19 protein-coding genes and 1 pseudogene are annotated in these 26544 nt (G+C 67.2%); 6 read left to right on the top strand and 14 right to left on the bottom strand.

From position 1 onward, the window contains the following. The first annotated feature begins 632 nt into the window (after positions 1-632). The 3 genes from JW364_RS17210 (at position 633) to JW364_RS17200 (ending at position 5333) form a co-directional block, all read left to right on the top strand. On the top strand, positions 633-2396 hold the full coding sequence (locus JW364_RS17210; RefSeq protein ID WP_205333061.1) for an ABC transporter ATP-binding protein: 1764 nt from the start codon (positions 633-635) through the stop codon (positions 2394-2396). Further along, the gene (locus JW364_RS17205) at positions 2389-4290 is read left to right on the top strand and encodes an ABC transporter ATP-binding protein (protein WP_205333060.1); all 1902 of its coding nucleotides are present in this window, start codon (positions 2389-2391) and stop codon (positions 4288-4290) included. The genes JW364_RS17210 and JW364_RS17205 overlap by 8 nt, the downstream gene beginning before the upstream one ends. A gap of 89 nt (positions 4291-4379) precedes the next feature. Beyond that, on the top strand, positions 4380-5333 hold the full coding sequence (locus JW364_RS17200) for an alpha/beta hydrolase family protein (protein ID WP_240199233.1): 954 nt from the start codon (positions 4380-4382) through the stop codon (positions 5331-5333). Here the strand turns inward: JW364_RS17200 and JW364_RS24260 are convergent. The 8 genes from JW364_RS24260 to JW364_RS17165 all read right to left on the bottom strand — a co-directional run bounded on the left by JW364_RS24260 (position 5268) and on the right by JW364_RS17165 (position 14128). After that, positions 5268-5879 carry an ATP-binding cassette domain-containing protein gene (locus JW364_RS24260; protein ID WP_307814802.1) on the bottom strand — a complete coding sequence of 204 codons (612 nt, stop codon included), beginning with the start codon at positions 5877-5879 and terminating at the stop codon, positions 5268-5270. The two genes, JW364_RS17200 and JW364_RS24260, sit on opposite strands and share 66 nt — an antisense overlap. Before the next feature lie 399 nt (positions 5880-6278). Then, the gene (locus JW364_RS24255) at positions 6279-7139 is read right to left on the bottom strand and encodes an ABC transporter transmembrane domain-containing protein (protein ID WP_240199225.1); all 861 of its coding nucleotides are present in this window, start codon (positions 7137-7139) and stop codon (positions 6279-6281) included. A 176-nt stretch (positions 7140-7315) separates the two neighbouring features. Then, positions 7316-8014: an MspA family porin gene (locus JW364_RS17190; protein WP_205333058.1), complete on the bottom strand. Its 699-nt coding sequence runs from the start codon at positions 8012-8014 to the stop codon at positions 7316-7318. A 71-nt stretch (positions 8015-8085) separates the two neighbouring features. Then, the gene (locus JW364_RS17185) at positions 8086-8727 is read right to left on the bottom strand and encodes an MspA family porin (protein WP_205333057.1); all 642 of its coding nucleotides are present in this window, start codon (positions 8725-8727) and stop codon (positions 8086-8088) included. 704 nt (positions 8728-9431) lie between these two features. Further along, positions 9432-10100, bottom strand: coding sequence for a molybdenum cofactor biosynthesis protein B (locus JW364_RS17180; protein ID WP_205333056.1), 669 nt, complete (start codon positions 10098-10100; stop codon positions 9432-9434). A 112-nt stretch (positions 10101-10212) separates the two neighbouring features. Further along, a complete protein-coding gene (locus JW364_RS17175; protein ID WP_205333055.1) occupies positions 10213-11697 on the bottom strand; it encodes a S1C family serine protease in 1485 nt (494 codons plus the stop codon). A 206-nt stretch (positions 11698-11903) separates the two neighbouring features. After that, complete coding sequence (locus tag JW364_RS17170; protein WP_205333054.1) at positions 11904-13442, bottom strand: HAMP domain-containing sensor histidine kinase; 1539 nt, start codon at positions 13440-13442, stop codon at positions 11904-11906. Continuing rightward, positions 13442-14128, bottom strand: coding sequence for a response regulator transcription factor (locus JW364_RS17165; RefSeq protein WP_058251501.1), 687 nt, complete (start codon positions 14126-14128; stop codon positions 13442-13444). Before JW364_RS17165 ends, JW364_RS17170 begins: the two co-directional genes overlap by 1 nt. Positions 14129-14368: 240 nt before the next feature. Between JW364_RS17165 and JW364_RS17160 the strand changes: the two genes are divergently transcribed. Beyond that, positions 14369-18484, top strand: coding sequence for a bifunctional nitrate reductase/sulfite reductase flavoprotein subunit alpha (locus JW364_RS17160; RefSeq protein WP_205333110.1), 4116 nt, complete (start codon positions 14369-14371; stop codon positions 18482-18484). 153 nt (positions 18485-18637) lie between these two features. Beyond that, positions 18638-18922: a GIY-YIG nuclease family protein gene (locus tag JW364_RS17155; protein WP_058251503.1), complete on the top strand. Its 285-nt coding sequence runs from the start codon at positions 18638-18640 to the stop codon at positions 18920-18922. 240 nt (positions 18923-19162) lie between these two features. On the opposite strand, the gene JW364_RS17150 is transcribed toward JW364_RS17155, so the two are convergent. The 6 genes from JW364_RS17150 to JW364_RS17125 all read right to left on the bottom strand — a co-directional run bounded on the left by JW364_RS17150 (position 19163) and on the right by JW364_RS17125 (position 25470). Beyond that, positions 19163-19531: a Rieske (2Fe-2S) protein gene (locus tag JW364_RS17150; protein WP_058251504.1), complete on the bottom strand. Its 369-nt coding sequence runs from the start codon at positions 19529-19531 to the stop codon at positions 19163-19165. Further along, a complete protein-coding gene (gene nirB, locus JW364_RS17145) occupies positions 19528-22035 on the bottom strand; it encodes a nitrite reductase large subunit NirB (RefSeq protein WP_205333053.1) in 2508 nt (835 codons plus the stop codon). The genes JW364_RS17150 and nirB overlap by 4 nt, the downstream gene beginning before the upstream one ends. Then, positions 22035-22382 carry a molybdopterin oxidoreductase gene (locus tag JW364_RS17140; protein WP_205333052.1) on the bottom strand — a complete coding sequence of 116 codons (348 nt, stop codon included), beginning with the start codon at positions 22380-22382 and terminating at the stop codon, positions 22035-22037. The genes nirB and JW364_RS17140 overlap by 1 nt, the downstream gene beginning before the upstream one ends. Before the next feature lie 115 nt (positions 22383-22497). After that, complete coding sequence (locus JW364_RS17135) at positions 22498-22848, bottom strand: DUF2834 domain-containing protein (RefSeq protein WP_205333051.1); 351 nt, start codon at positions 22846-22848, stop codon at positions 22498-22500. A gap of 79 nt (positions 22849-22927) precedes the next feature. Continuing rightward, positions 22928-24547: an FAD-dependent oxidoreductase gene (locus tag JW364_RS17130; RefSeq protein WP_205333050.1), complete on the bottom strand. Its 1620-nt coding sequence runs from the start codon at positions 24545-24547 to the stop codon at positions 22928-22930. Next, complete coding sequence (locus tag JW364_RS17125) at positions 24547-25470, bottom strand: diiron oxygenase (RefSeq protein WP_205333049.1); 924 nt, start codon at positions 25468-25470, stop codon at positions 24547-24549. Before JW364_RS17125 ends, JW364_RS17130 begins: the two co-directional genes overlap by 1 nt. A gap of 193 nt (positions 25471-25663) precedes the next feature. Here JW364_RS17125 and JW364_RS17120 point away from each other — a divergent pair. Further along, positions 25664-26434, top strand: a pseudogene (locus tag JW364_RS17120) (SDR family oxidoreductase). The last annotated feature ends 110 nt before the right edge of the window (positions 26435-26544 follow it).

The raw sequence follows: 26544 nt of genomic DNA, 5'->3' as shown, positions 1-26544 counted from the left end.
CTTGCCCTGTCCTGAACATCCGCGACTCAACAGATCTGACCCAAGGAGACAAAATGGCCACCGGAATCGAAATCAATTTGAGCGAGATTTTCCGCCAGCTGAACAGCCAGTCGGACGAGACTGACGCAGACTAAATTCTGCGCTATCGCCGAACCGCCCCCGAGTTGAGCTCAGGGGCGGTTCAGTTATTGTCATAAGTACTCTGATTGTCGTGATAACCACGGTCGACCCCATTGCGCTCAACTTGTTTGTCCGAAGACTGGTGGTTCACCCGAACGTGCGCCTTACTCAACCCAGTCCAGGGGCGAACTGATGCAAAACAGGAATCTAGCCATGAGAATCAACCGATTCACACGTCTTTACCTACTGTCATTAGTAGCGGATTTGAAAGCAGCCGCTTCGGGCTACTGCGACGTTGGATCGTGATGCCAGCCTCATTGCAATGCCCCGGCATGTGGGGCTACGAGGCTGTCCCCTAATCGAATTTTATTTCACTCCATAGTGGGCATCAGCCGCCGAACCCGGATGACTAATCTCGATTCACGGAGATTCGGAAGTGGACCCACGCTTGTTCGAATGCACAGTGTAGCCTTCGGGCAATCGCTTCCCCCGACCCGGAGTAGCCTCACCAGATGCCCGTCACCCGCTCGTTGAGCAAGGATGAGGTACGCGCGTTACTCGCGCTCCTGTTCGACGCGCTCCGGACAACCCGTTGGGCCTGCGCCGGTTTCGTCGTCTTCCAGCTCGCGTCGGTGTTCACCACGCTCGCCCAGCCCGCTCTCAACGCCGCGATCATCGACGACGGAATCCTGCGCGGTGACGTGGCGACTATCAAGCGCGTCGGCGTGCTCATGGTCGTGGTGGCCGTGGTCAACCTGGTGGTGTCGATCGGTGCCACCTACCTCGCCTCCCACATCTCGGCGACCGCGGCGCGCGACCTCCGCGCGCGCGTGCACGGTCGGATCAGTGCGTTCAGCGATCCGCAGGTCCACTCAATCGGCCTCTCGAGTCTGCTGACGCGCTCCACCGGAGATGTGGGCCAGATCCAGGGGTTCCTCTTCATCAGCCTGACCGTCGTGGTGACCGCGCCGTTGATGCTGTTAAGTGCGCTGGTGCTGTCGCTGGCGCAGGGCTGGCGGATGGCGCCCGTGCTGGTGGTCGCCGGGGCCGTGCTGGTCGTCCTGGTCGCCGTCCTCGTCCGGCGCCTGGTGCCGTGGGCTGCGCAGTTGCAGCGTCGTCTCGACGTCGTGAACCGGGTGCTGCGCGAGCAGCTGCGTGGGATCGCGATCATCCGCACCTTTCGACGAGAGGACCGGGAACGCGCCCGGTTCGCGGTGGAGAACGACGAACTCACCCACGTGGCCCTGCGCCTCGGCCGACTGCAGGTCCTGATGCTGCCGTTGGTCACCGTGGTCTCGAACCTCGCCGTGGTCGCGGTGACCGCACTGGGTGCGATCTTCGTCGACCGCGGTGAGATGCAGATCGGCCAGATCACCGCGACGGTCGGCTATCTCGCCCAGATCCTGCTGGCGGTGTCGCTGCTGACCATGATCGCCGGGGTCATCCCGCGTGCGGTGACCAGCGCCGGACGAATCACCGAGGTACTCGACACCGAGCCGCTCGACCCCGGCGACCCCGGTGACGGCCGGGCGCCCTCACCGCCCGCGATCGTCTTCGACGCGGTGTCGGTCGCCTATCCGGGCGCCGAGTCTCCCACCGTCGACCAGGTCTCCCTGTTTTGCGCACCCGGCACGGTGACCGGCGTCCTCGGCGGAACCGGAAGCGGCAAGTCGACGCTGCTGTCCCTACCCTTGCGGTTCGCCGACCCCACGTCGGGCGTGCTCCGATGGGATGCCGCCGACGTGACCGCCCTGGCGCCCGCCTGGGTTCGCGCACGCAGTGCCTTCGTGGGTCAGGGTGCGGAGCTCATCACCGGGACGGTCGCCGACAACCTCCGGATCGCCCGACCGACCGCCACCGACGACGAGCTGTGGGACGCCCTGGAGGTCGCCGCCGCGGCCGACTTCATCTCGGCTCGCCCCGGCGCTCTCGACGCCACGGTGGCGCAGGAGGGTCGCAACTTCTCCGGAGGCCAGCGCCAGCGGCTCGCACTCGCGCGTGCCGTGCTCCGCCGGCCCGCGCTGTACGTCCTCGACGACCCGTTCAGCGCTCTCGACGTCGACACCGAGGCCCAGATCATCAGACGGTTGCGCCGGACCGATCCGGATGCGACGGTCCTGATCGCCGCGCAGCGTGTGTCGTCGGTCCAGTACGCGGACGTCATCGCGGTGCTCGACGCGGGACGGATCGTCGGCCTCGGAACAGATTCGGAGTTGCGGTCACGCAGCGACATCTATCGGGAGATCGCCTACGCGCAGGCAGTGACCAATGCTTGACCAGAGATCGCAGGCGCCGGCGGTCGGGCCGAGGGGGAACCAGGCGTCGGCGGGCCGAATGGCGACGCGACGGAACGATGGGTCGCTGCGCTGGATCGTCCGGCAGCTCGACCTGAGCAGAGGGCGCGGGGCGGCCATCTCCCTCTTCGCGATCCTCGCCGCGGTCGGCGGTGTCGTCGCGCCGATCCTGTTCGGTGCCGTCACCAACGTGATCGTCGACGGCACGGTCGGCGACGCGACGATGAACTGGGGACTGCTCTGGACCCTGCTGGCGATCCAGGTCGGGGTGTTCGTGGCGGCCGCCGTCTGCAGCCTCGCCCAGGGCCGGCTGCTGACGGTCGCCGTGCAGCGGTCGGTGGCCGGGTTGCGCGCACGCATCGAGGACAAGATCCACCGTCTTCCGTTGCGCTACTTCGAGAACACCACACGCGGTGTGCTGGTCAGCAAGCTGACCGCCCACACCGACAACGCCGCGACGGTGATCGCACCGGTGCTGGTGACCGTTCCGACGAACGCTTTGACACTCGTCGTCGTCACCGCTGTACTGTTCGTCATCTCCCCGGTACTGGCCTGTGTCGCCCTAGTCGCAGCACCCGTGTCGGCGGTGGCCGCGGTCCTGCTCGCCCGCCGGGCACGACCGCATCTCGAGTCCCGCTGGACGACCACCGCCGCCCTCACGGGGCACATCGAGGAGGAACTCAGCGCGCGCCGGATGCTGCAGGCGTACAACGCCGAACCGACCGCCGCGCGCCGCTTCGACGACCTCAACGACAAACTCTTCTCTTCGGTCCGCTCTGCCCAGTGGATCGGCGGTTCCCTGCCCTCGGTCCTCACCGCGGTCAACGCCCTTGTGTTCCTGATCCTGGCGGTCCTGGGCGGGATCATGGTGGTCGACGGGCACCTCAGTCTCGGGGCGGCTCAGGTGGTGGTGGTGTTCGCACAGCAGCTGACGAGCGCGGTCCGCGAACTCGCCGGGTTCGTCACCAAGGTGCAGTCCGGCACCGTGTCGGCGAGCAAGGTCCGCGAGGTGCTTGAAGCTCCCGAGGACGCCGGCGCCGACACCGGCTCGCCGGTGCCCGTCTCGTCCGGCCGGCACCAGCTCCCACCCGAGATCGTCTTCCACGACGTGGGCTTCGCCTATGAAGAGGACAATCCCGTTCTCGACTCGGTGAGCTTCCGGATGGCGCCCGGTACGACCACCGCCGTGGTGGGGACCACCGGGTCGGGCAAGACCACGCTGACCAATCTCCTGCAGGCGTTCTACGAACCCACCCGCGGCTCGATCACCATCGACGGCGTCGAACTCGCCGAACTCGGACCGCATCGGGTGCGGCAGGACATGGCCGTCGTCACCCAGGAGCCGTGGCTGTTCACCGGGACAGTCCGCGAGAACATCGCCTTCGGCATCGAGGACGGCCGTGCGGTCGATGCGGCTCTCACGGACAGTCACGTCGCGCAGATCGTCGCAGCACTCCCCGAGGGCATCGACACTGTGATCGGCCAGGAATCCGAGAACCTCAGCGCCGGCGAGAAACAGCTGGTCACCGTCGCGCGCGCGATCGCCGCGTCGCCCAAGATCCTCATTCTCGACGAGGCGACGAGCGCCGCCGACCCGCGCACCGAGTTGCTCGTGCAACGTGCCCTGCACCGTCTGCGCGCGGGGACCACCACCCTGCTGATCACCCACCGCATGGCGACCGCGGCGTTGGCCGACCAGATCGTCGTCCTCGACGATAGGGTGATTGCCGAAGCAGGGACCCACCAGGAGTTGCTCGCCGCGGGCGGGATCTATGCCCGACGGTGCGGACCGGCGCCGGCGGACGCCGCGGCCGGCGACGACGAGAGCGTGAGCGGCAGCAGTCCGAACGGTCCGGACGCGAGGTCGGACCCGTGACAGAAGGCAGGAGCCAGCACGAGTCGGAGCACCGGCCCGTCGTCTCCCGATCAGGAGGAAACGTGTACAGAGGTTTGCGCAAACTCGGGATGGCAGCGGCGGTCGCCCTCAGTGTCTCCCTCGTCGCTCCGATGACCGGCGGGGCGAGCGCCGCACCACGACTCGTCGACGCCGGATCGCCCGGGCGCGTGACCGACATCGTCGTGCATTCCGACGCCATGAACCGTGATGTACCGCTGACCGTGATCAAGCCGGCCGACGAGTCCAAGCCGCGCGGGGTGCTCTACCTCCTCAACGGTGCCGGCGGCGGCGAGGATCGCGCCAACTGGCTGGAGAAGACCGATATCGTCGAGTTCACGCGTAACAAGAACCTGTACGTGGTCATCCCCAACGCCGGCCAGTACAGCTACTACACCGACTGGCAGAAGCCCGATCCGGTTCTCGGCGTGCACAAGTGGTCGACGTTCCTGGGCAAGGAACTCCCCGCGGTCGTCGATGCCACCTACAACACCTCCGGCCGCAACGCCATCGGCGGGATCTCCTCGTCGGCGACGTCGGTGCTCAATCTCGCGATCGAACACCCCGAGCTCTACGAGGCCGTCGGCTCCTACAGCGGATGTCCGACGACGTCCGATCCGTTCGGTCAGGAGTACATCCGACTCGTCGTGGAGATCCGCGGGGAGGGCGACGCCACGAACATGTGGGGTCCGTACGGCGGCTCCGGCTGGCGCGCCCACGATCCCGTGGTCAACGCCGCCAAGCTGCGTGGCCAGAAGCTCTACATCTCCAACGCCGGCGGTCTACCCGGGCAGTACGACAATCCTCGCTACGTAAAGGACCTGGACACCCTGGCCGACCAGATCGTCGTGGGCGGAGTCATCGAGGGCGCCACCCTGGGCTGCACCGTCCAGCTCCTGAATCGTCTCGGGCAGTTGAACATCCCGGCGACGGTGGACCTCCCGCCGGCGGGAACCCATTCATGGCTGTACTGGCAGGACCAGCTGCACCGTTCGTGGTCGTTCTACGAGCGCGCCCTCGCCTGACCGCGGCGCCACCGGAGCCGTATAGGTGAACCGTCCGTCGCGTAACTCGACTGTTCGGTCGGCGAGCTCGAGCACACGCGGATCATGGGTGACGAGCATCGTCGTCCGCAGTGACGCGACCCCGGCGAGTGGTTCGAGGACCCCGCTGACGATCGCGTCGTCGAGGACCGTGGTCGGTTCGTCGAGGACGAGGGCCGGGCGATTCCGAAGGATCGTGCGCGCCAACGGGATTCGCTGCCGCTGACCGCCGGACAGGTTCTCCCCACATCCGACGACCTCGGCGTCGGGGCCGCCGTTCGTCCGCGAGATGAATTCGGCGGCCCGCGCGGCAGCGGCGATGGCCGCTCTGGTCGCCGTGGTGCAGCCGAAACGGATGTTGGCCGCGATCGTGCCACGCATCGACGCCGGCCGTTGATGCAACACCGACAGGTGCTCTCTCAGATCGCTCACGTCGAGGTGGCGAATGTCGGTGCCGTTCAACCAGATCGTGCCCGCGTCGGGGTCGTACAGACGCAGCAGCAGACGGGTCAGGGCTCTTGCCGGCACCACTGGGACCCGTCACCGCCACTGTCTCGCCCGCACGGATCTTCAGGTGGGCGTCCTCGAGGACTCGGGACCCGTGGTCCGGGTATGCGAAGGACACCCCGGTCAACGACAGACTCACCGATACGGGCACGACCGGACGACGGGCCGGAATCGGGTCGATGGCCGCTGGTTCGGACGCACCGACTTGGGCGCAATCGGTTCGGCGACACCCGAACGGCGCGTCGAGGACCTCGGCCACCCGTTCGGCACTCGCGGTCGCGGACGTGACTTCGACGAGCAGACCGCCGAGTGTCTGGATCTGCGGGTAGTGGTACCCGAGATATCCGGTGAGAGCGATGAGCGTGCCCAGTTGCGCATCACCGCCGGCGATGAGCCACGCCCCGAAGGCGATGACGACGATCATGCAGGCACTTCGACGACCATGACCCCCTCGGCGAACGCCGCCCCGGCGCGGGACTCCGACATCCGGGCCTCTCGCCAACGGCGGTTCTGCTCCAGGACCCGGGTCCGGTGGTGCGAGGTCTGATTGTCGGCCTGTAACGCCATCATGTTGCCGATCCCCTCGGCGACCAGTGCGATTCGGCCGGCAGCTTGCCGCTCGCGACGCGACGCACGTTTGACCACAGCGCCGAATCGGCGGGCCGTCGCCCAGAGCAGCGGAGCGAGAACAGCGGCGACGATGGCCATCTGCCAGCTGGTCGCGAAGGCGGCGGTACCGTAGACGAGGAGGCTCACGGTGGCGACGACGCCAGAGACCACACCCGACGACACGAGACTGTCGACCGCCTCGACGTCGGCGGTGGTGCGCGACACCAGGTCTCCGTCACCGAACCGGTCCGGCGTGTGCGGCGCGAGTCGCTGGATGTGCGCGTACAGCTGACCCCGGAGACGCAGCAGTACCGTCTCGGTCACTCCTGCGGTCAGGATACCGCCCGCATACGACGACACGGCGCCGACCAGCGAGACGGCCACCCAGATCATCATCGGGGTGGACAGCGCGCTCAGATCGCCGGTCACCAGCACGTCGTCGACGATGTGCGCGAAGAGCGCGACGGTGACCACCGTGGTGCCGACCTGCACAATGTGGCAGATGACAGCGACCGCGAGACGCCATCGCAGCCCGACGACCAGGGGCGCGAAACGGTGGACGGTCGCTGGCACCGAGAGAGTGACCGGTAGGGCCTCTGACGTCGGGACGCGCGGGCCCACGTCGCCCACGCTCGGATCGTCAACCGGTCTCGGTTCGGTGGCGGTGGACATGTCGACGGCTCCTCCCGGCGGGATGAGCACCGCCGGCACCGAGACTATGACCGAGGACTGATGAGTTTCACTGTCAGACAGCCGAATACAGCAGACTCATAGCGTGCCGACCCCACAACGACCGCGGGGCGGGAATCCTCTCGGATTCCCGCCCCGCGGCGTGATGGACGAGTCGATCAGCCGAGGCTGAAGTGCTTTCCGTTGAGCACCACGACACCCTTGACGGCGTCGGTGCTGACCGTCACCTGGACGAAGGCGCGAGCAGCGGCGTAACCGGCGCAGCTCTCGACCTTGAACTGCTCCTGGCTGTAGGCGACGCCGCCCCGATTGCCCTTGAACGTGTAGGCACTCAGCTCGTAGTCGGTGTACGACTTATCCGAGCCGGAGGTCTCGTTGATGAGCCACTGACGCTTGACCTCACCCGGGCCGAGGGAGAAGCCACCGCCACCATAGTTACCGTCATCGTCCGGCCTCAGACCTCCGCCGATTGCGATGTTGTTCGGGTCAGCGTAGTTGACACCGCCGCCAACACCCGGGACGATGGCGTCTCCGCCGCCGAAGTTGACCTGGCAGCCGACGTCGTAGCCGACCTTGACCGAGCCGCCCTCGGCCTTGCCGCCGACGGTCACGCGGACCTTGCCCGACAGCCACACCTCACGGGTGGTGGGGACGTTGCTGATCGGCCGCTGCACGTTGACGTACTCGTCGAACAGCTGGACGGTGACGGGGGTGCCGTCGACCAGGGTCTTGGTGATGGTGCCGCCCGGCAGCGGGCCGGCAGCGGCGCCACCGGCACCGAGGCTGGTGAGGCCCATCGCGACGGCACCGGCGAGACCGGCCGCCGCAACCACGCGACGCGTGATGTTCTTCTTCATGATTCCCCTTCGTGGAATATCGATCTGCTCAGGGCAGATAAGTCAGGTAGAGCTTGTTATCTGCGCCCGAGTCAGCCGATGCTGAAGGGCTTGCCGTACAGGGTCGACTGGATGAGGGTGCCCTCGCCGCTCAGCTTGCCGTCGTCGGTGCTGTAGCCCTTGGCGCCGATGGTCTTGACGGCCGAGCGGGCCGAGGCGAAGCCGCCGCACTGGTTGAGGTTGAACGAGAGCTGCGACAGCTGGACTGCGGCGACACCCGAGTCGGAGAAGTCCTTGTCGGTGATGTCGACGATTGCCACCTGACCGGGCTTCAACGGGAGGCTGAGCGAGCCCGAAAGCGTGGCCGCTGTGGCAGTGATAGCACCAGAGATGTCGAGCTCGATGTCGCTGACATCAACCTGACACCCGACGAGGTACTTGACGGCGAGCTTGCCGCCGACGCCGGCCGAGGCCTTCGCGCTGTAGGTACCCGAAATCACGAAGCCACGCGACGCGGGGTTGTTTGCCACAGTGGGGATCGGGTAGGCGTTCTCGCCGGTCCGCCACGTCTGGATGGACTCGCCGTCGATGCCGGTGGCGTTCTTGTACCCGTTCGGCAGCGGCGCACCTGCCGCTTCGCCGACGCCCATGCCGGCCAGGCCCACGACCGCGGCCGAGGCGATCGCGGCCGCGCCCGCGGCGCGGCGCGGCCCAAGCTTGCTGAACTTGCTCATTCGTTCCCTCTCACAGGATTCGGCTGTTACCCCGCGGAATGCACTCACACCCGCAAGTCATGACCCACGACGTTCGAAGGCTTCCTCACAGTAACCACCAAGCAGGCTCTTATGCATGTCTTGGCGTCCGTTAAGAATCCATCGAATTCCTGGTCACTGCTGCGTCGTCACTCGCGACAGATCGCAGGACTACCCCCGGCCCCCCACTCTGGGGACCGGCGTGTCGTCGAGCCGAACGTTATCGGAGGGGTCTCAAGTCGGGCAACAGGAGGACTCGAGCGTGTCACGAAGAGGACACGCACCACCGTGAATCTCGGATTCGCCAACGATAGAACGGTGAAAGTTAACGACAGGAAAACACGCTGATGTGACTACGTGCGTGAAGAGCGAAATCACACGTGATGCGGCGGCCGTTGAGCCTCGTACCAATCCTTAGAGCGTCCTGTGTGATGTTCGTCACTCTCGTCTGAAGTCAGTTCAGGCAGAGCGTCTCCGAACACCGCATCGAGACGACGACGCCGCGCCGCTCGGTGCTGCGCGGCGTCATCATCGCTGCTCATCGGCGATTTCCGGGGTTCCGGAGACTCTGTTCCCACCGGTCGGATATCCAATCGAAAGTGGCCCGTCACCCTGTTAACCAGGAGTTTTCTTTGTATTGCTGAACAGGTTTCGGGGCCGCTCGTGGGCCTCGCGGAGCGACCGGCTCAGAACTCGCTGATCGACTCGATCACGTACTTGGCGAGGGGAGCGGCAGTCGCCATGCCGTCGCGCACCGCAGCCCGCGAGTTGGCCAGGTTCACCACGAGCGTCTGTCCGGAGATTCCAGCCAGCCCGCGCGAAAGTCCGCCGTCAGTGGCTCCCGCGGCCAGACCCGAGCTGCGGACAGCCTCTTCGATACCGCGCAGACGCCGATCCAGGAGGGGTTCGGTGGCCTCCGGCGTCACATCCCGGGCACCGACGCCCACCCCGCCCACCGACACCACGAGATCGACGCCTCCGATCACCGCGGTGTTGATCGCGTTGCGGATCTCCACCTCGTCGCCGGAGACGACGACGGCCGCGTCCACGTGGAACCCCGCCTCGGCCAGCAGTTCGCTCACGAGTGGCCCGAGCAGGCGCTGGTCCTCACCATGGGCTGCTTCGTCGTCGACGACGACGACCAGCGCACGACCGATCTCTTCGCCCTGCGGGCGGTGAGCGGCCTGTTCGTGGCGCGCAACGAACTCCCGTGCCGCGGCGTCGGCCGCGACCACGTCGGCGGGGTCGACCGGACCCGGCCCGCCCGCCAGGCGGACGTCCAATGAGTTCTCGTCGAGATCGGTCTCGGCGGAGACGGCGGTGGTACCCGGGTTGCGCGGAGCAGCGTCGGACATGACAGGCCCTTTCTTGATGGGTGGGACCGTCGAAACGGTCGTTCGTGCTGCGCTGTGCCGGCGCCCGCGGTGGGCGCCGGAACAGCCTCCTCGATGCAGTTGTGGTGGTCGGTCAGCCGGCCGCGAGCGTGCCGAGCTTCACCTGGGCGGTCTTGGTGGCGCCGTTGTCCACGTAGGTCACGGTGACCGTGTCGCCCGGGGCGTGCGACCGGACCGCGGCGACGAGGGCGTCCCCGGAGGAGATGACGCGGTCGTCGACCTTCGTGATGACCGCATCCTCGGGGATGCCCGCGTTCGCAGCCGGACCGCCGGGCGTCACCGCGGTGACGACGGCCCCGGGTGCGTCGGACGCGCCGCTCGGCCGTACCGACACACCGATGTTGGCGTGGCTGGCCTTGCCGGTGGCCTCGAGTTCCCTGGCCACCCGGATGGCCTGATCGATCGGGATCGCGAACCCGAGTCCGATGCTGCCACCGGCCTGTTGCTCACCCCCACCGAGGGTGGCGATCGCGGTGTTGATCCCGATCAGCGCGCCCCGGGCGTTCACCAGGGCACCGCCGGAGTTGCCCGGGTTGATCGCCGCGTCCGTCTGGATGGCGTCGATGACCGACGTGGTGTTGGTCCCGGGGTCACGCGAGGTCAGCACGGGACGGTTGAGCGCGCTGATGATGCCGGTGGTGACGGTGCCCGCGAGTCCCAGCGGTGAACCGATTGCGATCACGTCCTGCCCGACGGCCAGGTTGTTCGAGTTGCCCACGGTGATCGGTGTGACGTCGTCGCGGTCGACCTTGATGACTGCGATGTCGGAGATCGGGTCGGCCCCCAGGACACGGGCCTCGGCCCGCGAACCGTCGGCGAAGTTGACCGCGACCCTCGACGCCGGGCCGTTGCCGCCGGCGCTGACGACGTGGTTGTTCGTCATGATGACGCCGTCCTCGCTGAGGACGACACCCGAGCCGGAACCCATCGCCCCGCCGGACGCCACCTCGATGGAGACCACCGACGGGGTGACCCGGGCGGCGACCTCCTGCACGGAACCGGCCGGCGCGGCGACCGGCGTGGTGTTGTCGTTGCCGGGATCGCCGCCCAGCGGACCGTTGCTGGAGCTGGAACCACCGTCGGACTCGGCGAGGTTGTATCCGGCCACGCCACCCACACCGCCCGCGACCAACGCCAGGACGAGTCCGGCCACCCCCAGCGCCACGAGGCGTCCGCCACTCTTCTTCTTGGCGGGTGCGGCCGAGGGGCCGTCCGGGCCCTGGTTCCCGAAGCCGGGCTGGGAGACGAACGGCGGCTGGCCCGACTGTCCGTACGCGGGACCCGGACCGTAGTTGCCCTGTGGCGGGAACGGACTCGTCCCGGGCCTGCCATACGACGATGTCGGCGCGTTGGTACCCGGGTAGCCCTGGCCGCCCGGCGCGGGGAAGGAGCCCGACGGCGGACCGAACGGCCCGCCCTGTCCCGACGCCTCGTTGCCGGAGGCCGCTCGGTGGCCCCCGCCCGGCTGGCCCCCACCGTGTTGACCACCACCGTGTTGACCACCGCCGTGCTGACCGCCCCCGTAGGAGCTGTCACCGTGCGAACCGCCAGTCGTCATCTTCGTCTCTTCCTCGTCGGCCCGGCCATGCGCCGGTGCTTGTTGTCAGTGGCCGGGCCGGGACCGCAACACCTCGGCATCGTCGTACCCGAACTGCGCCTTCGGTCAACCCTAGGTGATCCGAGACCAGGTCACACCGGGCGAGTTCAAGGCTGTTCGCAGTCGTCGACAACCGAGTCGTCGGCCCGGCGCCACCCGCTTCTCCTCTACTGACGAATCACCTGCGGGGATGGTTCCGCCGCAGTTGCCCGGCCCGGCAGGGTCATCCGGATCAGCGCTCCCCCGACCGGCGACGTGTCGGCGACCACGGTGCCGCCGTGTCGTTCGACCACCTGACGCACGATTGCCAGTCCCAGACCCGATCCCGGCATCGACCGCGACTGCGTCGACCGGTAGAACCGCTCGAAGACGAGACCTCGGTCCTCCTCGGGAATTCCGGGACCGGCATCGGCAACGGTGAGCTCCGCGGTCGACATCCCGATCTGGGTCAGGCCGACGCGCACCGTGCGGCCGGGAGGACTCCACTTCGCCGCGTTGTCGAGCACGTTCAGCACCGCGCGCGACAGTCCATGTGCCTCGCCGAACACGAACCACGGGGCGAGGTCGACCTCGAACTCGACGTCGTTGCGGCGGCGTCGAACTCGTTCGAGGGCCTGCTCCACGATCTCGGCGAGATCGACCTCCTCGTAGACCACTTCCGGCGCGTCCTCGCGGGCGAGGTCGACGAGATCGCCCACGAGCGTGGACAATTCCTCGATCTGCGCCATCACATCGGCACGGAGATCGACCATGTCCTCCTCCGGCACCGCCCGCGCCCCGGGACGACTCGCGGCGATCAGCAACTCCAGATTGGTCCGCAACGAGGTCAACGGGGTCCGCAGCTCGTGTCCGGCGTCGGCGACCAGACGTGCCTGCCGATCCCGGGACTCGTCGAGGGCGCGCAGCATCGCGTTGAAACTGACCGTGAGCTTGGCGAGTTCGTCGTTGCCGGTCACCGGGATGGGCGTCAGGTCGTTGGTCCGCGCGACCCGCTCCACGGCGCGGTTGAGACGCGAGACCGGCCGCAACCCGGCGCGCGCCACCGTCGTCCCGGCCAGGGCGGCGAGGGCGACCCCGCCGCAACCGACCACGAAGAGCACCCAGGCCAGACGCTTGAGCACCCGGTCGGTCTGGATGAGGCTCTGTGCGAGCACGAGGGTGTTGCCGTCGTCGAGTTTGCGGGTCAGGACACGCTGATTGCGCGTGGTGCGCAGGCCCTGCTGCGTGGAACCGGGCACGGACGGCGACCGGACGATGCCGCGCTCGACGTCGTCGAACGGCACCTGACCGATGAGATACGTCTCGCCGCTGGGGGTCACCAGCGCGATGGAGATGTTGGTGGAGAACACCGTTCCGGCCACCAGCTGCTCGGGTTGCGTACGCAGGACCCCCGCGCGGGCGAGCGCGGCCATCCCGTCGGCGCGACTCTCGAGCTGCTGGTCGACATCGTTGTACATCGCGCGATACACGACGAAATACGCGGCCGCGGCCATCAGACTCACCGAGACCAGCACGACGGTCGCCGACAGGATCGTCACGCGGGTACGCAGCGACACCGCGCGCATCAGCGGCATCGGCGCCCGCATCTCCTTCTCGTCCGACCCGACACCGGTGGTGTGCCCCGTGATCGCCCGGGTGAGGCGGTCGCGGAGGAGATCCCGGGTCTTCGGGTGTCGCGACGTCGAGTTCGACGACTTGCCGATCACTAGGGCGGCGTCTCCCGCAGGACGTACCCGACCCCGCGCACGGTGTGGATCAGTCGCGGTTCGCCGTCGGCCTCGGTCTTACGCCGGAGATAGCCGACGTACACCTCGAGCGCATTACCCGACGTCGGGAAGTCGTAGCCCCAGACCTCTTCGAGGATGCGGCTGCGCGACAACACCCGGCGCGGATTGGCCATGAGCATCTCGAGCAGGGCGAACTCGGTGCGCGTCAGACTGATCGAGCGCTCGCCGCGGGTGACATCGCGGGTGACGGGATCGAGCGACAGATCCGCGAACGTCAGGGTCTCCGAATCCGCGTCCTCGTCCGGCGAGGCACGGCGCAACAGCGCCCGCAACCGGGCGAGGAGTTCCTCGAGGGCGAACGGCTTGGGCAGGTAGTCGTCGGCTCCGGCGTCGAGCCCGGACACCCGCTCGGACACTGAGTCGCGTGCGGTCAGCACCAGGATGGGGAGGTCGTCACCGGCGGAGCGGAGTCGGCGGCACACCTCGAGGCCGTCGAGCCTGGGCATCATCACGTCGAGGATCGCCACGTCCGGCCGGTCGGCCAGGATCTTCTCGAGTGCCTCGATGCCGTCGCCCGCGGTCTCGACGCTGTAGCCGTTGAAGGTGAGCGACCGTCGCAACGACTCCCGGACGGCCCGATCGTCATCGACCACGAGGATGCGCATGGCTACAGTCTTATCCACCCCGGCTGAGATCCGGCTGAGCAACGCCGAAACCCACCCGTTCAAGTGCCGGAGTCGGCGTTCACCTGCGGTTCCGGCGGCCTTTCACATCGGGGACCGAGTTCTGTGAGGTCAAGTTGATGGATGCGTAACGCCGGGCTTCGGGTCGCGAAACATCGACCTCCGACGCTGGAACCCGTGACCCTGTCTGCCCCGACTCGATCTGTCGTGTCCCGATCGGTGATGTCGCTGTGCGCCTATTGCGGTGTCGGTTGCGGCATGGAGATGAAGCTCGACGACGATTCCGACCGCGTCACCAGGACGATCGGCCGGCCCGATCATCCGACGAACTTCGGGCGACTGTGCACCAAGGGGTCCACCACCGCGGACATGCTCGCCGCCGGCGGGCGCCTGTCCACCGCGCTGGTCCGAGACGATCGGGGCGGCCAGCTCCGGCCCGCCGCACTCGACGCCGTCGTCACCGACACCGCGCGACGCCTGCGCGACATCGTCGACGAGCACGGGCCCGACGCGGTGGCCCTGTATGTGTCGGGCCAGATGTCGCTGGAGGCGCAGTACCTGGCGAACAAGCTGGCCAAGGGATTCCTGCGCACCAATCAGATCGAGTCGAACTCGCGGCTGTGCATGGCGAGCGCCGGGACCGGATACAAACTGTCGCTCGGATCCGACGGGCCGCCCGGGTCGTACCAGGACTTCGACCACGCCGACGTCTTCCTGGTCATCGGTGCCAACATGGCCGACTGTCACCCGATCCTGTTCCTGCGCATGATGGACCGGGTCAAGGCCGGGGCGAAGCTGATCGTCGTCGATCCTCGACGCACGGCGACGGCCGACAAGGCCGACCTGTTCCTGCAGATCCGGTCCGGGACCGACCTCGCCTTCCTCAACGGCCTGCTGCACCTGCTCATCGAGAACGGCCACACCGACACCGAGTTCATCGAGTCGTTCACCGACGGCTTCGACCAGATCCCCGACTTCGCCGCCCAGTACCCGCCGGATGTCGTCGAATCGATCACCGGGATCGCGGCGTCGGACCTGCGGGCCGCGGCCGAGCTCGTCGGCAACGCAGCCAACTGGATGAGTTGCTGGACGATGGGCCTCAACCAGTCCACCCACGGGACCTGGAACACCAACGCGCTCATCAACCTCCACCTCGCCACCGGCGCGATCTGCCGGCTCGGCAGCGGACCGTTCTCACTGACCGGACAGCCGAACGCCATGGGCGGGCGCGAGATGGGTTACATGGGCCCGGGACTGCCCGGCCAGCGCGCTGTCGTGTCCGCGGCGGACCGTGAGTTCGTGGAAGGTGTCTGGGGTGTTCCGGCCGGGACCCTGCGCACCGACGTGGGCGGCGGCACCATCGACATGTTCCGTCGGATGGCCGACGGCGAGATCAAGGCGTGCTGGATCATCTGCACCAATCCCGTTGCCTCGGTGGCGAATCGCAAGACCGTCATCGAGGGACTCGAGCGCGCCGAGCTCGTGATCACCCAGGACACCTTCGTCGACACCGAGACCAACCAGTACGCCGACGTGGTGCTGCCCGCGACGCTGTGGTCGGAGTCGACCGGTGTGATGGTCAACTCCGAACGCAACCTCACCCTGTTCGAACCCGCGCTCGACGCCCCCGGACAGGCGATCCCGGACTGGCAGCTCATCGCGCGCATCGCCGCCGAGATGGGGTACGCCGACGCCTTCGACTATGCGAGCGCCGAGGAGGTGTTCGAGGAGATCAAACGGTTCGCGAACCCGAACACCGGTTACGACCTGCGCGGGGTTACCTACGACCGGCTCCGCCGCACTCCGATGCAATGGCCGTGCCCGCCGGCCGACGACAGCGAGCCCGATCCGGTGGACACCGGTGCCCGCAACCCGATCCGATATCTCAACGACGGTCGCAGTCAGACGCTCCACCGCCTCGACGACGGGTCGACACCGCGCCTCGCGTTCGCCACCCCCAGCCGCCGCGCCCAGTTCTTCGCCCGTCCCCACCTCGACCCGGCCGAGATGCCCGACGACGACTACCCCTTCTTGCTGAACACGGGCCGGTTGCCCCATCAGTGGCACACCATGACCAAGACCGGCCGGGTGGCCAAGCTCAACAAACTCAACCCGGAGCCCTTCGTCGAGATACATCCCGACGATGCCGACCGGTTGGGCATCACCGCCGCGGACAAGGTCGAGGTGGCGTCCCGTCGCGGCCGGGCGGTGTTGCCCGCGCGGATCTCCGACCGCGTGCGACCCGGCAACTGCTTCGTACCGTTTCACTGGAACGACGTCTTCGGCGAACACCTGGCGATCAACGCCGTCACCTCCGACGCGGTGGATCCGTTGTCGCAGCAACCGGAGCTGAAAGTCTGTGCGGTGACCCTGATCCGGGTGCCCGGCTCGCGCGGTGACGTCGACGATGCGCCGGTCGTCGCCGCGGGTTCGACGGACCTCGGCGTCGCACTGGGGGTCTCGGGTGTCGAGGCGCCTGCGATGACCCCCGCCGAGCGCCTCTACCTGGCCGGTCTCGTGGTCGGCGTGGGCGATTCGCCCGTGGGCAGTCCGGTCGTCCCGGCCGATGCGCCGCTGGGGGCCGAGCTCCGCATCTGGGTGTCGGGTGTTCTCGCCGGCCTGTACTCCCGCGCGGCCGCCGCACCCGATCCCGCTGTCCCCCGGTCGGACTCATCGTCGTCGGAACCGGACACCGACACGGTGACGGTGCTCTGGGCCTCGCAGATGGGCAACGCCGAGGAGCTCGCCGCAGAAGCAGCCGAGCGCGTCAAGGCCAGCGGCCTCCGGGTCGACGCCCGGTCGATGGACGATGTCGAGGTCGGCGAACTGAAGGGCACGGCCCTGTTCGTCACCTCGACCACCGGGGACGGCGATCCGCCGGACAACGGTACATCGTTCTGGGATGCGCTGAACTCCGACGACGCACCCGACCTGTCCGGCGTCGACTACGCGGTGCTGGCGCTCGGCGACTCCAACTACGACGACTTCTGCGGCCACGGACGCAAACTCGACACGCGCATCGGCGAACTGGGTGGCCGTCGCCTACTCGAGCGCGTCGACTGCGAACCCGACTTCGAGGAGACGGCGGGCGGCTGGCTGACCGAGGTCATCCGGGCGATCAGCATGTCGAACCGGGCACCCACCTCGGGGGTGACCGGCGACCGGGTGACCGTGGTCAGTGAACCGGCCGACTCCGCGGCGGCACCCTCGGTACGTTCCGCGCCGGCCTATTCGCGGAAGAAGCCGCTGCTCACCTCGCTCGTGCGGAACGTCAAGCTCAACTCCGAGGGGTCCGGTAAGGACGTGCGCAACTTCGGGTTCCACCTGCCCGCCGGCACGATGTCGTACCAGGCCGGGGACGCGCTGGGGGTCTGGCCGCGCAACGACCCAACGCTCGTCGAGGAGTTCCTCGACCGTACCGGCCTCGACGCCGACGCGTCGGTGACCGTGGGCGGCGATGAGGTCGCGTTGCACACCGCCCTGCGCGACCGCATCGAATTCGCGCGCGTGACACCGGATCTCGTCCGTTTCGTCGCCGACCGTACCGGTTCCGCCGACCTCAAGACGCTCATCGCACCCGGGAACAAACAGCAGTTCAACGACTGGGCATGGGGGCGACAGTCGGTCGATGTCCTGGCCGATCATCCCGTCAGCGCTGACGCCGCGGAGTGGATGCAGGTCCTCAAATCGATGGCCCCCCGGTCGTATTCGATCTCATCGAGCCCCCTGGAGAGTCCTGACGAGATCCAACTGACGGTGTCGGCCGTGCGCTACAACCTGTTCGGCACGCCGCGCGGTGGAGTCTGCTCGACCTTCCTGGCCGACCGCGCCGACGAGGAGATCGGCGTGTTCGTCACCTCCACGAGCCACTTCCGGCCGCCGGCCGATCCCGACACCCCGATGATCATGATCGGCCCCGGCACCGGCATCGCCCCGTTCCGCGGTTTCCTCCGCGAACGCGAGGCCCTGGGGCACACCGGGAAGAACTGGCTGTTCTTCGGCGAGCAGTACTCGGCGACCGATTTCTACTATCGCGACGAGTTGACGACCATGCTCGGCGACGGCCTGCTCACCCGCCTCGACGTCGCGTTCTCGCGCGATCAGGATCGCAAGATCTACGTCCAGGACCGGATGCGCGAACACGGTGAAGAGCTCTACCAGTGGCTGCACGACGGCGCTCACGTCTACGTTTGCGGCGATGCGACACGGATGGCCAAGGACGTCGACGCGACACTGAAAGGCATTGTCGCGCAGTACGGTCGCCGCTCCCCCGCGAGCGCCGAGTCGTACGTCAAGGCCCTCGCAGCCGACAAACGCTATGTGCGGGACGTGTACTGATTCCCCATGCTCCCTGAGGTGCGAGGAGCGCAAGCGACGAGCCACGAAGGGCACCGCAAGTCGGAGTAAACAGGCGACGCGAACTGCCGCGAACTCTCCACAGGCAAGGGTACATACGTTCCATGGGCTGCCAGAACCCTCGACGATACTGCGATGGCATGGGTATACATCCTCGAGTGCGCGGACGGGAAGTACTACGTCGGAAGCACGCGAAACCTCGACAATCGGTTACGCCAACACAGCTCGGCGCAGGTTGGTTTCACTGCTCACCGCCAGCCGGTGAGGCTGGCGTGGTCGGTTGAACTGTCACTGGACGACGCCTACGCGATCGAGCGACGAATTCACGGCTGGTCTCGTGCGAAGAAGAAGGCACTGATCGACGGCGATATCGATCTACTGCGCGCCCGGGCAGGGCGCAGGGGCGGTCGACCACGCTGACATTGACACGAGGCTTCGTGAACAAACGTGCAGGAGGACTTTCAGTGCCGTCACCAGCCCTCCGTGGCTCGTAGCGATCGCTCCTCACAGATCAGGGTCTCCGGCCTGACGGCCGTCGTGGGCCACGAAAGACCACTCCTGGGCGCCTGAACCCATGTTCCTGAGGTGCGAGCGAAGCGAGCCACGAAGGGCTCCGCAACGCGTCTCACCAGGCCCTTCGTGGCTCGTCGCTATCGCTCCTCACACCTCAGGGAGCATTCGTTTGTCGCTAACGCCCGCAGGAGCACCCAACCAGACGACGATGTCCCCGTCTCGGTCCTCGACGCGGTAGACGCCGATGGAGTCGATACCGTCCGAGGTGCATCGGCCATCGGCCAGTTCGAAGGCGTACTGGTGCAACGGACAGACGACCTTGCCCAGATCGAACTGGCCGTCGGCGAGCGGTCCCCCGCGGTGCGGGCAGACGGCGTCGGTGGCGCGCAGGGTCCCGTCGGTCAGGCGGAACACCGCGATCTGCCTGTCTTGCATCGCATATGCGCGGCTCTCGCCGACCTGCAGGTCGTCCAGTTGCCCCACGACGACGCCGGCGTCCGCCGACACGCTGGTCATCGGACCGGCACCCGGGGCAGCGGCAGCAGCGGAAGCGCCGAGGTGAACTGCGCGGGCGATTTGGGTTCGGCGCGGTCCAGCCAGGGATCGACGTAGGCCTCGACCGCGGCGTCGATCCCCTCCTGCAACCCGGCGACCAGTCCGTCACGGTCGTCGACGATGATCGCGCGGAGTTCCTCGATGCCGATGCGCGGTACGAATGCGTACGTCCGCTCCAGCCACTTGCCCTGCTCGCGGTAGTACTGGATGAAGATGCCGCACAACCGGATCACCTCGTCGGCCGAATCCACGGTGGCCAGCAGGTCGCCCTTGCGGATGTGCGCGCCGGCGGCGCCACCGACGTAGATCTCCCACTTGCCGTCACCGATCGCGACCACGCCGAAGTCCTTGCACAGCGCCTCGGCGCAATTGCGCGGACACCCGGTCACCGCGAGCTTCAGCTTCGCCGGTGACTCCAGACCCTGGTAGCGCGTCTCGATGTCGATGCCGAGCTGCGTCGAGTCGCCGAGACCGAATCGGCAATAGTCGGTGCCGACACAGGTTTTGACCGTCCGGAAGCTCTTGCCGTACGCGTACCCCGACGGCATGCCGAGATCTTCCCAGACCTTTGGCAGGTCTTCTTTCTTCACGCCGAGCAGATCCAGTCGCTGCCCACCGGTCGCCTTGATCATCGGGATCGAGTACTTCTCCGCGACGTCGGCGATCTTGCGCAACTGCTCGGGTGAGGTCACCCCGCCCTTCATCTGCGGCACCACCGAGAAGGTGCCGTCACGCTGGATGTTCGCGTGCACTCGGTCATTGACAAACAGTGCACCGGGTTCGCGTTTCCACTCCGAACCCCAGATGATCCGTAACAGTGAGGCGAGCGGCATCTTGGCGGTCGCGTCCTCGCCGCCGGGCGCGAGTTTGTCGAACACCTCGCTGACCGACCGCAGGTCCTGCCGTCGGATGGCGTCTATCAGTTCGGGTTTCGTCAGTGGGATGGCCGGGACGTACCAATCGGCGGACGCGTCGGCGGTGAGCTCGTCCCCCGCTGCGAGTTCGACGATGTCGGCGACGAGCCCCTTGCAGGAACCACATCCCTTGCCGGCGCGGGTCTTCGCGCACACCTCGCCGACGCTCGTGCACCCCGACGCCACGCAGGCCACGATGTCGCCCTTGGTGACCCCGTTGCAGTTGCACACCTGCACGTCGTCGGCGAGCTCGGCCGCCCCGGTCTCGGCGCTGGGGGTGCCCAGGTCGAACAGCATCGAGATGCGTTCGTCGGGGAGCGGTACCTTGTCGTCGAAGGCCTGCGTGAGGAAGTTGACCTTCGAGATGTCGCCCAGCAGCATCGCTCCGATGAGCTTGTTGTCACGGACCACGACGCTCTTGTAGACGCCGTTGCGTGGTTCGTAGAACTGGACGAATTCGTCGTCCTCGCGTTCCGGTCCCTTGACCCCCATGGCCGCGACGTCGACACCGGCGACCTTCAGCTTGGTGGTCAGTCGCGAACCGTGGTATTCGGCAGCCGGATTCGCGCCGGTGAGGACGTCGGCGAGCACGACCGCCTGCTCCCACAGCGGTGCGACGAGACCGTACACCTCGCTGCGGTGCTGCGCGCACTCCCCGACCGCGTAGATGAATGCCTCGTCCTCGCAACGCATCTGGTCGTCGACGACGATGCCGCGCTCGACGACCAGACCTGCGCCGCGGGCGATCTCGACGTTGGGACGGATGCCGGCCGTCACCACGATCATGTCGGCGGGCAGCGAATCCCCGTCGGTGAAACCGACTCCTGCGACGGTCCCGTCGTCGTTGCGCAACACCGCCGTCGTCCGCTTGCCGGTGTGGACACCGACCCCCAGCGCCTCGATCTGGTTGCGCAGCACCTTGCCACCGCGCTCGTCGAGTTGCTGGTTCATCAGGTGCCCGGGCGAGTGCACGACGTCGACGGCCACACCCTGGGTTTGCAGTCCGTACGCGGCTTCGAGTCCGAGCAACCCGCCGCCGATCACCACCGCGCGCACGTTGTCGCGCGACGCGGCCATCTGCAGCATGCCGTTCGTGTCCTCGATGGTGCGGAAGCCGAACACGCCGCGTGCGAGCCTGCCGTCGGACTCGCGGAGTCCGTCCATGTTGGGGAAGAACGTGTGGGACCCGGTCGCGATGATCAGCACGTCGAATTCGATGATCCGCCCGCTCGCGCAGCTCACCGTCTTGGCGAACCGGTCGATCGACTCGGCGCGATCACCGGAGTGGAGCGTGACGTCGTTCTCGCGGTACCACGCCATCGGGTTGAGCATCAGGTCGTCGTCGTCGACCGCGGTCTCCCCGGCCAGCACATGACTGAGCATGATCCGGTTGTAGTTTCCGTACGGCTCGTCGCCGATCATGGTGATGGCGAACTGTTCCCGGCCGCCGCGGGAGATGATCTCCTCCACGGTGCGCGCGCCGGCCATGCCGTTGCCGACCACGACCAGCCGACGCGTGGGAACCGGTGGCGTCACGTGCTCGTCCCCCATCAGAAGATGACCATCCCGAAGTCGACGACGACCTCCCCGCTCGTGCCCTCCGGCGCGGCGAGGAGGAGCTCCAGCGTGGTGTCGGGTTCCACGTCTTCGACGACCCGCAACGGCACGTTGACCGACGACCTCGCGCCCATCGGGAACATCCGCATCGGCGTGCCGTCGCGAACCAGGGTCACGCAGATGAGTTCGTCGGAGCTGTTGCCGCCGCGAAAGTACAACGGCTGAGCAGTCATCCCGGGCGGGACGACGAAGGTCAGCGACGCATCGATCGGCCCTGGCTTCGACAGGCCCGAACCGGAGAACGCGTAGACACCCTGCAGGAATTGTGGAGTGCTCGACATTCCGCCACTATCCGCGAGGCGCATGAAATGCGACTTGCCTCGGTGTTACGGCGACGTTGTCTGGTTCTCACCGGCCCGGCCCGCCCACGAGAGCGCCACCGAGCGCGCGGTTCCGCTACCGCGACCCCCGCGCACGCTCCCGGGCGAGGAAGAAGAACGGGATCGCGGTGGCGATGCCGACGCCGAAGGTCAGCACGACCGACGCCAGCCACCACGGCAGGATGCGCAGGCGGCGGGCCTCCGCGAGGGCCCACACGTGGAAGCCGATGACGACGAACGTCAGGTCGACCATCGCGAACCGTCCGGGCGTCGTCTTCAGGATGTCCCCCACGAAGAAGTCCTTGACCGACCCCGGCCCGTTCTGTCGTACGTAGGGGATCGCGGTGGCGTTCTGCGTGACCAGCGCGGACAGGAAGACGACGAACAGCGATCGCTCTCGCCACTTCTGGTCGGAATCGGTGGTCATCAGGCCCTCCTCGACGTGTCGGAACCTCGATGGTGGCACGGCAGAGCAGCACCCCGGCCCGAAACCGGAGCGGTGGCCGTCAGGTCCGACGCCATCCCGCGGCGCCCACCATCTCGGCGACCTGGGTGAACTTCACACGGGGCCGGCCCTGTTCGAGGCCGCGACGCCGTTCGCGACGGTCGATGGCCCGCATCCCGCGGTAGCCGATCACCGTCCGGACGCGTGCGCGCACCAACGCACCGAAGGCTCCGGGCTCGCGTTCGGTCCGGGGCAGCCGGCCTGCCGCGGCGTCGGCGATGAAGTCCTCGACAGTCCGCGTCGCACACATCTTGTTGGCGCCGATGCCGCCGCTGGGTCCGCGCTTGGCCCAGCCGAGCACATATCCGCCCGGCACGATCGCACCTGTCTCGTCGACGAGGCGACCGTCGACGTTGCTGAAGACGCCGCGCGCGTCGTCGAACGTGAGGCCGGGGATCGGGGTGGAGCGATAGCCGATCGAGCGCACCACGAGATCGGTGGCGACGTGGTGGCGCCCCTCCCCCGTGCGCACCGTGATCGACTCGACCTGCGAATCACCGGCGATCTCTTCGGGACTGCTGTGGAACAGGAACACGATCCGACGGCGCTTCGGGTCGGCGGGTTGACGGAACCGGGCGAGATCGGCACCTTCGGCGTCCTCGATCACCTCGACCTCGACACCCGGGATCTCCGACAGCGCACGGTATTCGGCCGCGGTGTACGCCGCGGACGCCTGGGCACGACGGCCCAGCAGCACCACTTCGTGTACGTTCTGCTCGGCGAGCAGTTCGAGCGCACGGTCGGCGATGTCGGTGGTGGCCAACAAATCCGGCGGGGACACGAGGATTCGCGCGACATCGAGGGCCACGTTGCCCGTACCGACCACGACCGCTCGACCCGTCGCCGGCTCGTCGGCGGTTCCGCGGCGCAGCGGTGGCCCGGCATCGACACCGGGCACGCCGTTGTACCAGGCGACGAGATCGGTGGCCGACGTCGACCCCGGAAGGTCCTCACCCGGGATACCCAGGCGCCGTGACTCACTGGCACCGACCGCGTAGAACACCGCGTCGAAATGCTCGGCCAGTTCGGCTGGCGTCACCTGGTCGGGCCCGTCCCCGATGGTCACGTTGGTCAGCATCGTGACGCGCGGGTCGCGGTAGAGCAGGTCGAACCCGCGGAGCACGCCCTTGGTGCCCGGGTGGTCCGGGGCGACGCCGGCGCGCACGAGCCCGCCGGGAGTGGGGAGTTTGTCGATGACGGTGACCTGCGCCTCGGTGCGGTCGAGCAGCGTGCGCAGGGCGTACCCGCCGGAGGGACCCGTTCCGACCAGCGCGACGCGAAGTCCCGCAGGCAGTTTCGGCACCTCGGGATAGGTGATCGACGACGCGGAGTCGTCACCGATGGGCGCCCATCCCGAGCGGACCTCCGGGTTGGACTTGTAGTAGTCCGCGTTGATGTCGATGAAGACCTTGTCCCGGGTGCCGAGTTTGTCCGCCGGGTAGATGGCGTCGACGGGGCAGGCATCGGCGCATGCGCCGCAATCGATGCACGCCTCGGGGTCGATGTGCAGGATGTCGGAGCTGCCGAAGCCGCGCTCCTCGGGTGTCGGATGGATGCAGTTGACCGGGCACACGGCGACGCATGCTGCGTCACTGCAACACGATTGGGTGATGACGAACATCAGAGCATGTGCGCTTTCCGGTAGTACCGCATGGCGGGCTTGGTCAACAGTCCGACCTCGTCGAGGAATTCCATGAGGTGCGCGCAGCTGCTGCGGATCATCGAGTGGAAGTGCGAGTTGCTGCGCATCTCTCGGACCGCGCGGTCGACGTCGAGCCCGGCGTCGGCAAAGGCCTTGGGCTGCACCAGACTCGTCACGATGAAGTAGGCACCGACGGCGACCGCGAACGCACTGAACTGGCGGCGCGCCCAGCTGACGCCCTCCAGGGAGTCACGCACCTCTTCGCGCGCGAACTTCATGTGGCGCGATTCCTCGAGCACATGGATCTCGTTGACCGTGCGGATGAAGTCGAGCACGCGGTCGTCGCGCATGCAGCCGCGCTGGAAGACGTCCAGGACCTCTTCGGCGACCAGGATGCCGGCGTAGGCGACCTCGTTCTTCGCGGTCTGCATGAAGATCTTGCCGAGGCGCGAGACCTTTTTCGACGGGTGGTAGGAGGCACCGACCATCTTCTCCGACGCCTTGGCGAACATCAGCGAGTGTCGGCACTCGTCGGCGACCTCGGTGAGCGCGAACTGGAATTCCGAACCGTGGTAGTCGCCGAGGTACTGGTCGCGGATGACCATCTCCTGCAGGATCATCTCGAACCAGATCCCGATGTTCATGATCGAGGCGAACTCGTGGCGCGTCACCGAGATCCGCTGTTCCTCGGTGAGCTCGTCCCAGTACGCGGTCCCGTACAGCGACGACCATTCCGGACTGCACCCGAACTTGGTGGGGTCCATCGGCTTCGACCAGTCGATCTCGGTCATCGCGTTGCGCGACAGCCGGGCGGCCGACGCCAACAGCCGTGCCGAGACCTCTTCGGTGCCCTGGTCCCGGAGACTGATGACATTCTCGGATCGTTCCATCGCGGCGGTCATGGAGAACTCACTTCCCGGTCGTCGTCGATCGTGACAATGATCGATGTAATGACAATGCGTGTTGTCAAGATAGCACCGCCGTGTGACCGAGTAAACGAATCGACGAATATACTCACCGGTAAGTTCAGCGCCGAGGATCGTCCTCGCAGGTCAGCGGCGTCGAAGCCGTCCGTTCAGTTGCAAGGAGTTCTCCATGCCCTCCATCTTCATCACCGGCGGCGCTGCCGGAATCGGTCTCGCCACCGCGGAGCGTTTCGGCCGCGACGGGTGGACAGTCGGCGTCTACGACGTCGATGCGGACGCGCTGGCGTAGGTGAAGGCCGAGCATCCCGACTTCATCACCGGCACCCTCGACGTCCGCGAGCCGGAGCAGTGGGCCGATGCTCTCGCCGAGTTCACCTCGCACACCGGCGGCACACTCGACGTCCTCGACAACAATGCCGGCATCCTCCACGAGGGCCAGATCGACCACATCACGCCGGACCAGATCAAGCGGCAGATCGACATCGACGCCCTCGGCGTCGCGCTCGGCGCCCAGGCCGCATACCCGTACCTGAAGAAGACGCCGGGCGCGCACCTGGTGAACATCGGATCGGCGTCGGCGATCTACGGCCAGCCCGGCATCGCGGTCTACTCGGCGACCAAGTTCTTCGTGGCGGGCCTGACCGAGGCGCTCGAACTGGAATGGGAGCACGACGACATCCGCGTCGTCAGCATCTGGCCCCTCTGGGCGAAGACCGCCCTCGCCACCGGCGGCGCCAAGTCGACGAAGACCCTGGGCATCCGGATCACTCCCGAACAGGTCGCCGAGAAGATCTGGGAGTCGGTGCACCCGACCCGTCAGGACAAACTGCTCCACCGCACCAGCTACTCCGTCGGCGCGCAGACCCTGTTCCTGCAGAACGCCGCCAAGTTCATCCCGAACTTCCTGAACCGGGCAGTCAACAAGTACATCGCGCAGTAGTCCACCCCCACTCGCAAACCCACCCCTTTTCCGTAGATCCACCGCGCTCGGACCGGGTGGGTTTACGGAGAAGGGGTGGGTTTGTCGGAACGTGGGTCCGGACGGCGCAT

The organism is Gordonia sp. BP-119 (assembly GCF_016924115.1).
Classification (GTDB): domain Bacteria; phylum Actinomycetota; class Actinomycetes; order Mycobacteriales; family Mycobacteriaceae; genus Gordonia; species Gordonia hongkongensis.
The sequence above is the reverse complement of the archived record's forward strand: the minus strand, read 5'-3'. Positions and strand labels throughout refer to the sequence as shown.

Coding starts and splice junctions, on each gene's coding strand:
- JW364_RS17200 (WP_240199233.1), top strand. CDS start 4,380: ATGGCAGCGGCGGTCGCCCTCAGTGTCTCCCTCGTCGCTCCGATGACC.
- JW364_RS17185 (WP_205333057.1), bottom strand. CDS start 8,727: ATGAGCAAGTTCAGCAAGCTTGGGCCGCGCCGCGCCGCGGGCGCGGCC.
- JW364_RS24255 (WP_240199225.1), bottom strand. CDS start 7,139: ATGTCCACCGCCACCGAACCGAGACCGGTTGACGATCCGAGCGTGGGC.
- JW364_RS17125 (WP_205333049.1), bottom strand. CDS start 25,470: ATGACCGCCGCGATGGAACGATCCGAGAATGTCATCAGTCTCCGGGAC.
- JW364_RS17175 (WP_205333055.1), bottom strand. CDS start 11,697: ATGACGACTGGCGGTTCGCACGGTGACAGCTCCTACGGGGGCGGTCAG.
- JW364_RS17190 (WP_205333058.1), bottom strand. CDS start 8,014: ATGAAGAAGAACATCACGCGTCGCGTGGTTGCGGCGGCCGGTCTCGCC.
- JW364_RS17130 (WP_205333050.1), bottom strand. CDS start 24,547: ATGTTCGTCATCACCCAATCGTGTTGCAGTGACGCAGCATGCGTCGCC.
- nirB (WP_205333053.1), bottom strand. CDS start 22,035: ATGGGGGACGAGCACGTGACGCCACCGGTTCCCACGCGTCGGCTGGTC.
- JW364_RS17165 (WP_058251501.1), bottom strand. CDS start 14,128: ATGCGCATCCTCGTGGTCGATGACGATCGGGCCGTCCGGGAGTCGTTG.
- JW364_RS17135 (WP_205333051.1), bottom strand. CDS start 22,848: ATGACCACCGATTCCGACCAGAAGTGGCGAGAGCGATCGCTGTTCGTC.
- JW364_RS17180 (WP_205333056.1), bottom strand. CDS start 10,100: ATGTCCGACGCTGCTCCGCGCAACCCGGGTACCACCGCCGTCTCCGCC.
- JW364_RS17150 (WP_058251504.1), bottom strand. CDS start 19,531: ATGACCAGCGTGTCGGCGGACGCCGGCGTCGTCGTGGGGCAACTGGAC.
- JW364_RS17160 (WP_205333110.1), top strand. CDS start 14,369: ATGTCGCTGTGCGCCTATTGCGGTGTCGGTTGCGGCATGGAGATGAAG.
- JW364_RS17155 (WP_058251503.1), top strand. CDS start 18,638: ATGGCATGGGTATACATCCTCGAGTGCGCGGACGGGAAGTACTACGTC.
- JW364_RS17205 (WP_205333060.1), top strand. CDS start 2,389: ATGCTTGACCAGAGATCGCAGGCGCCGGCGGTCGGGCCGAGGGGGAAC.
- JW364_RS17140 (WP_205333052.1), bottom strand. CDS start 22,382: ATGTCGAGCACTCCACAATTCCTGCAGGGTGTCTACGCGTTCTCCGGT.
- JW364_RS17210 (WP_205333061.1), top strand. CDS start 633: ATGCCCGTCACCCGCTCGTTGAGCAAGGATGAGGTACGCGCGTTACTC.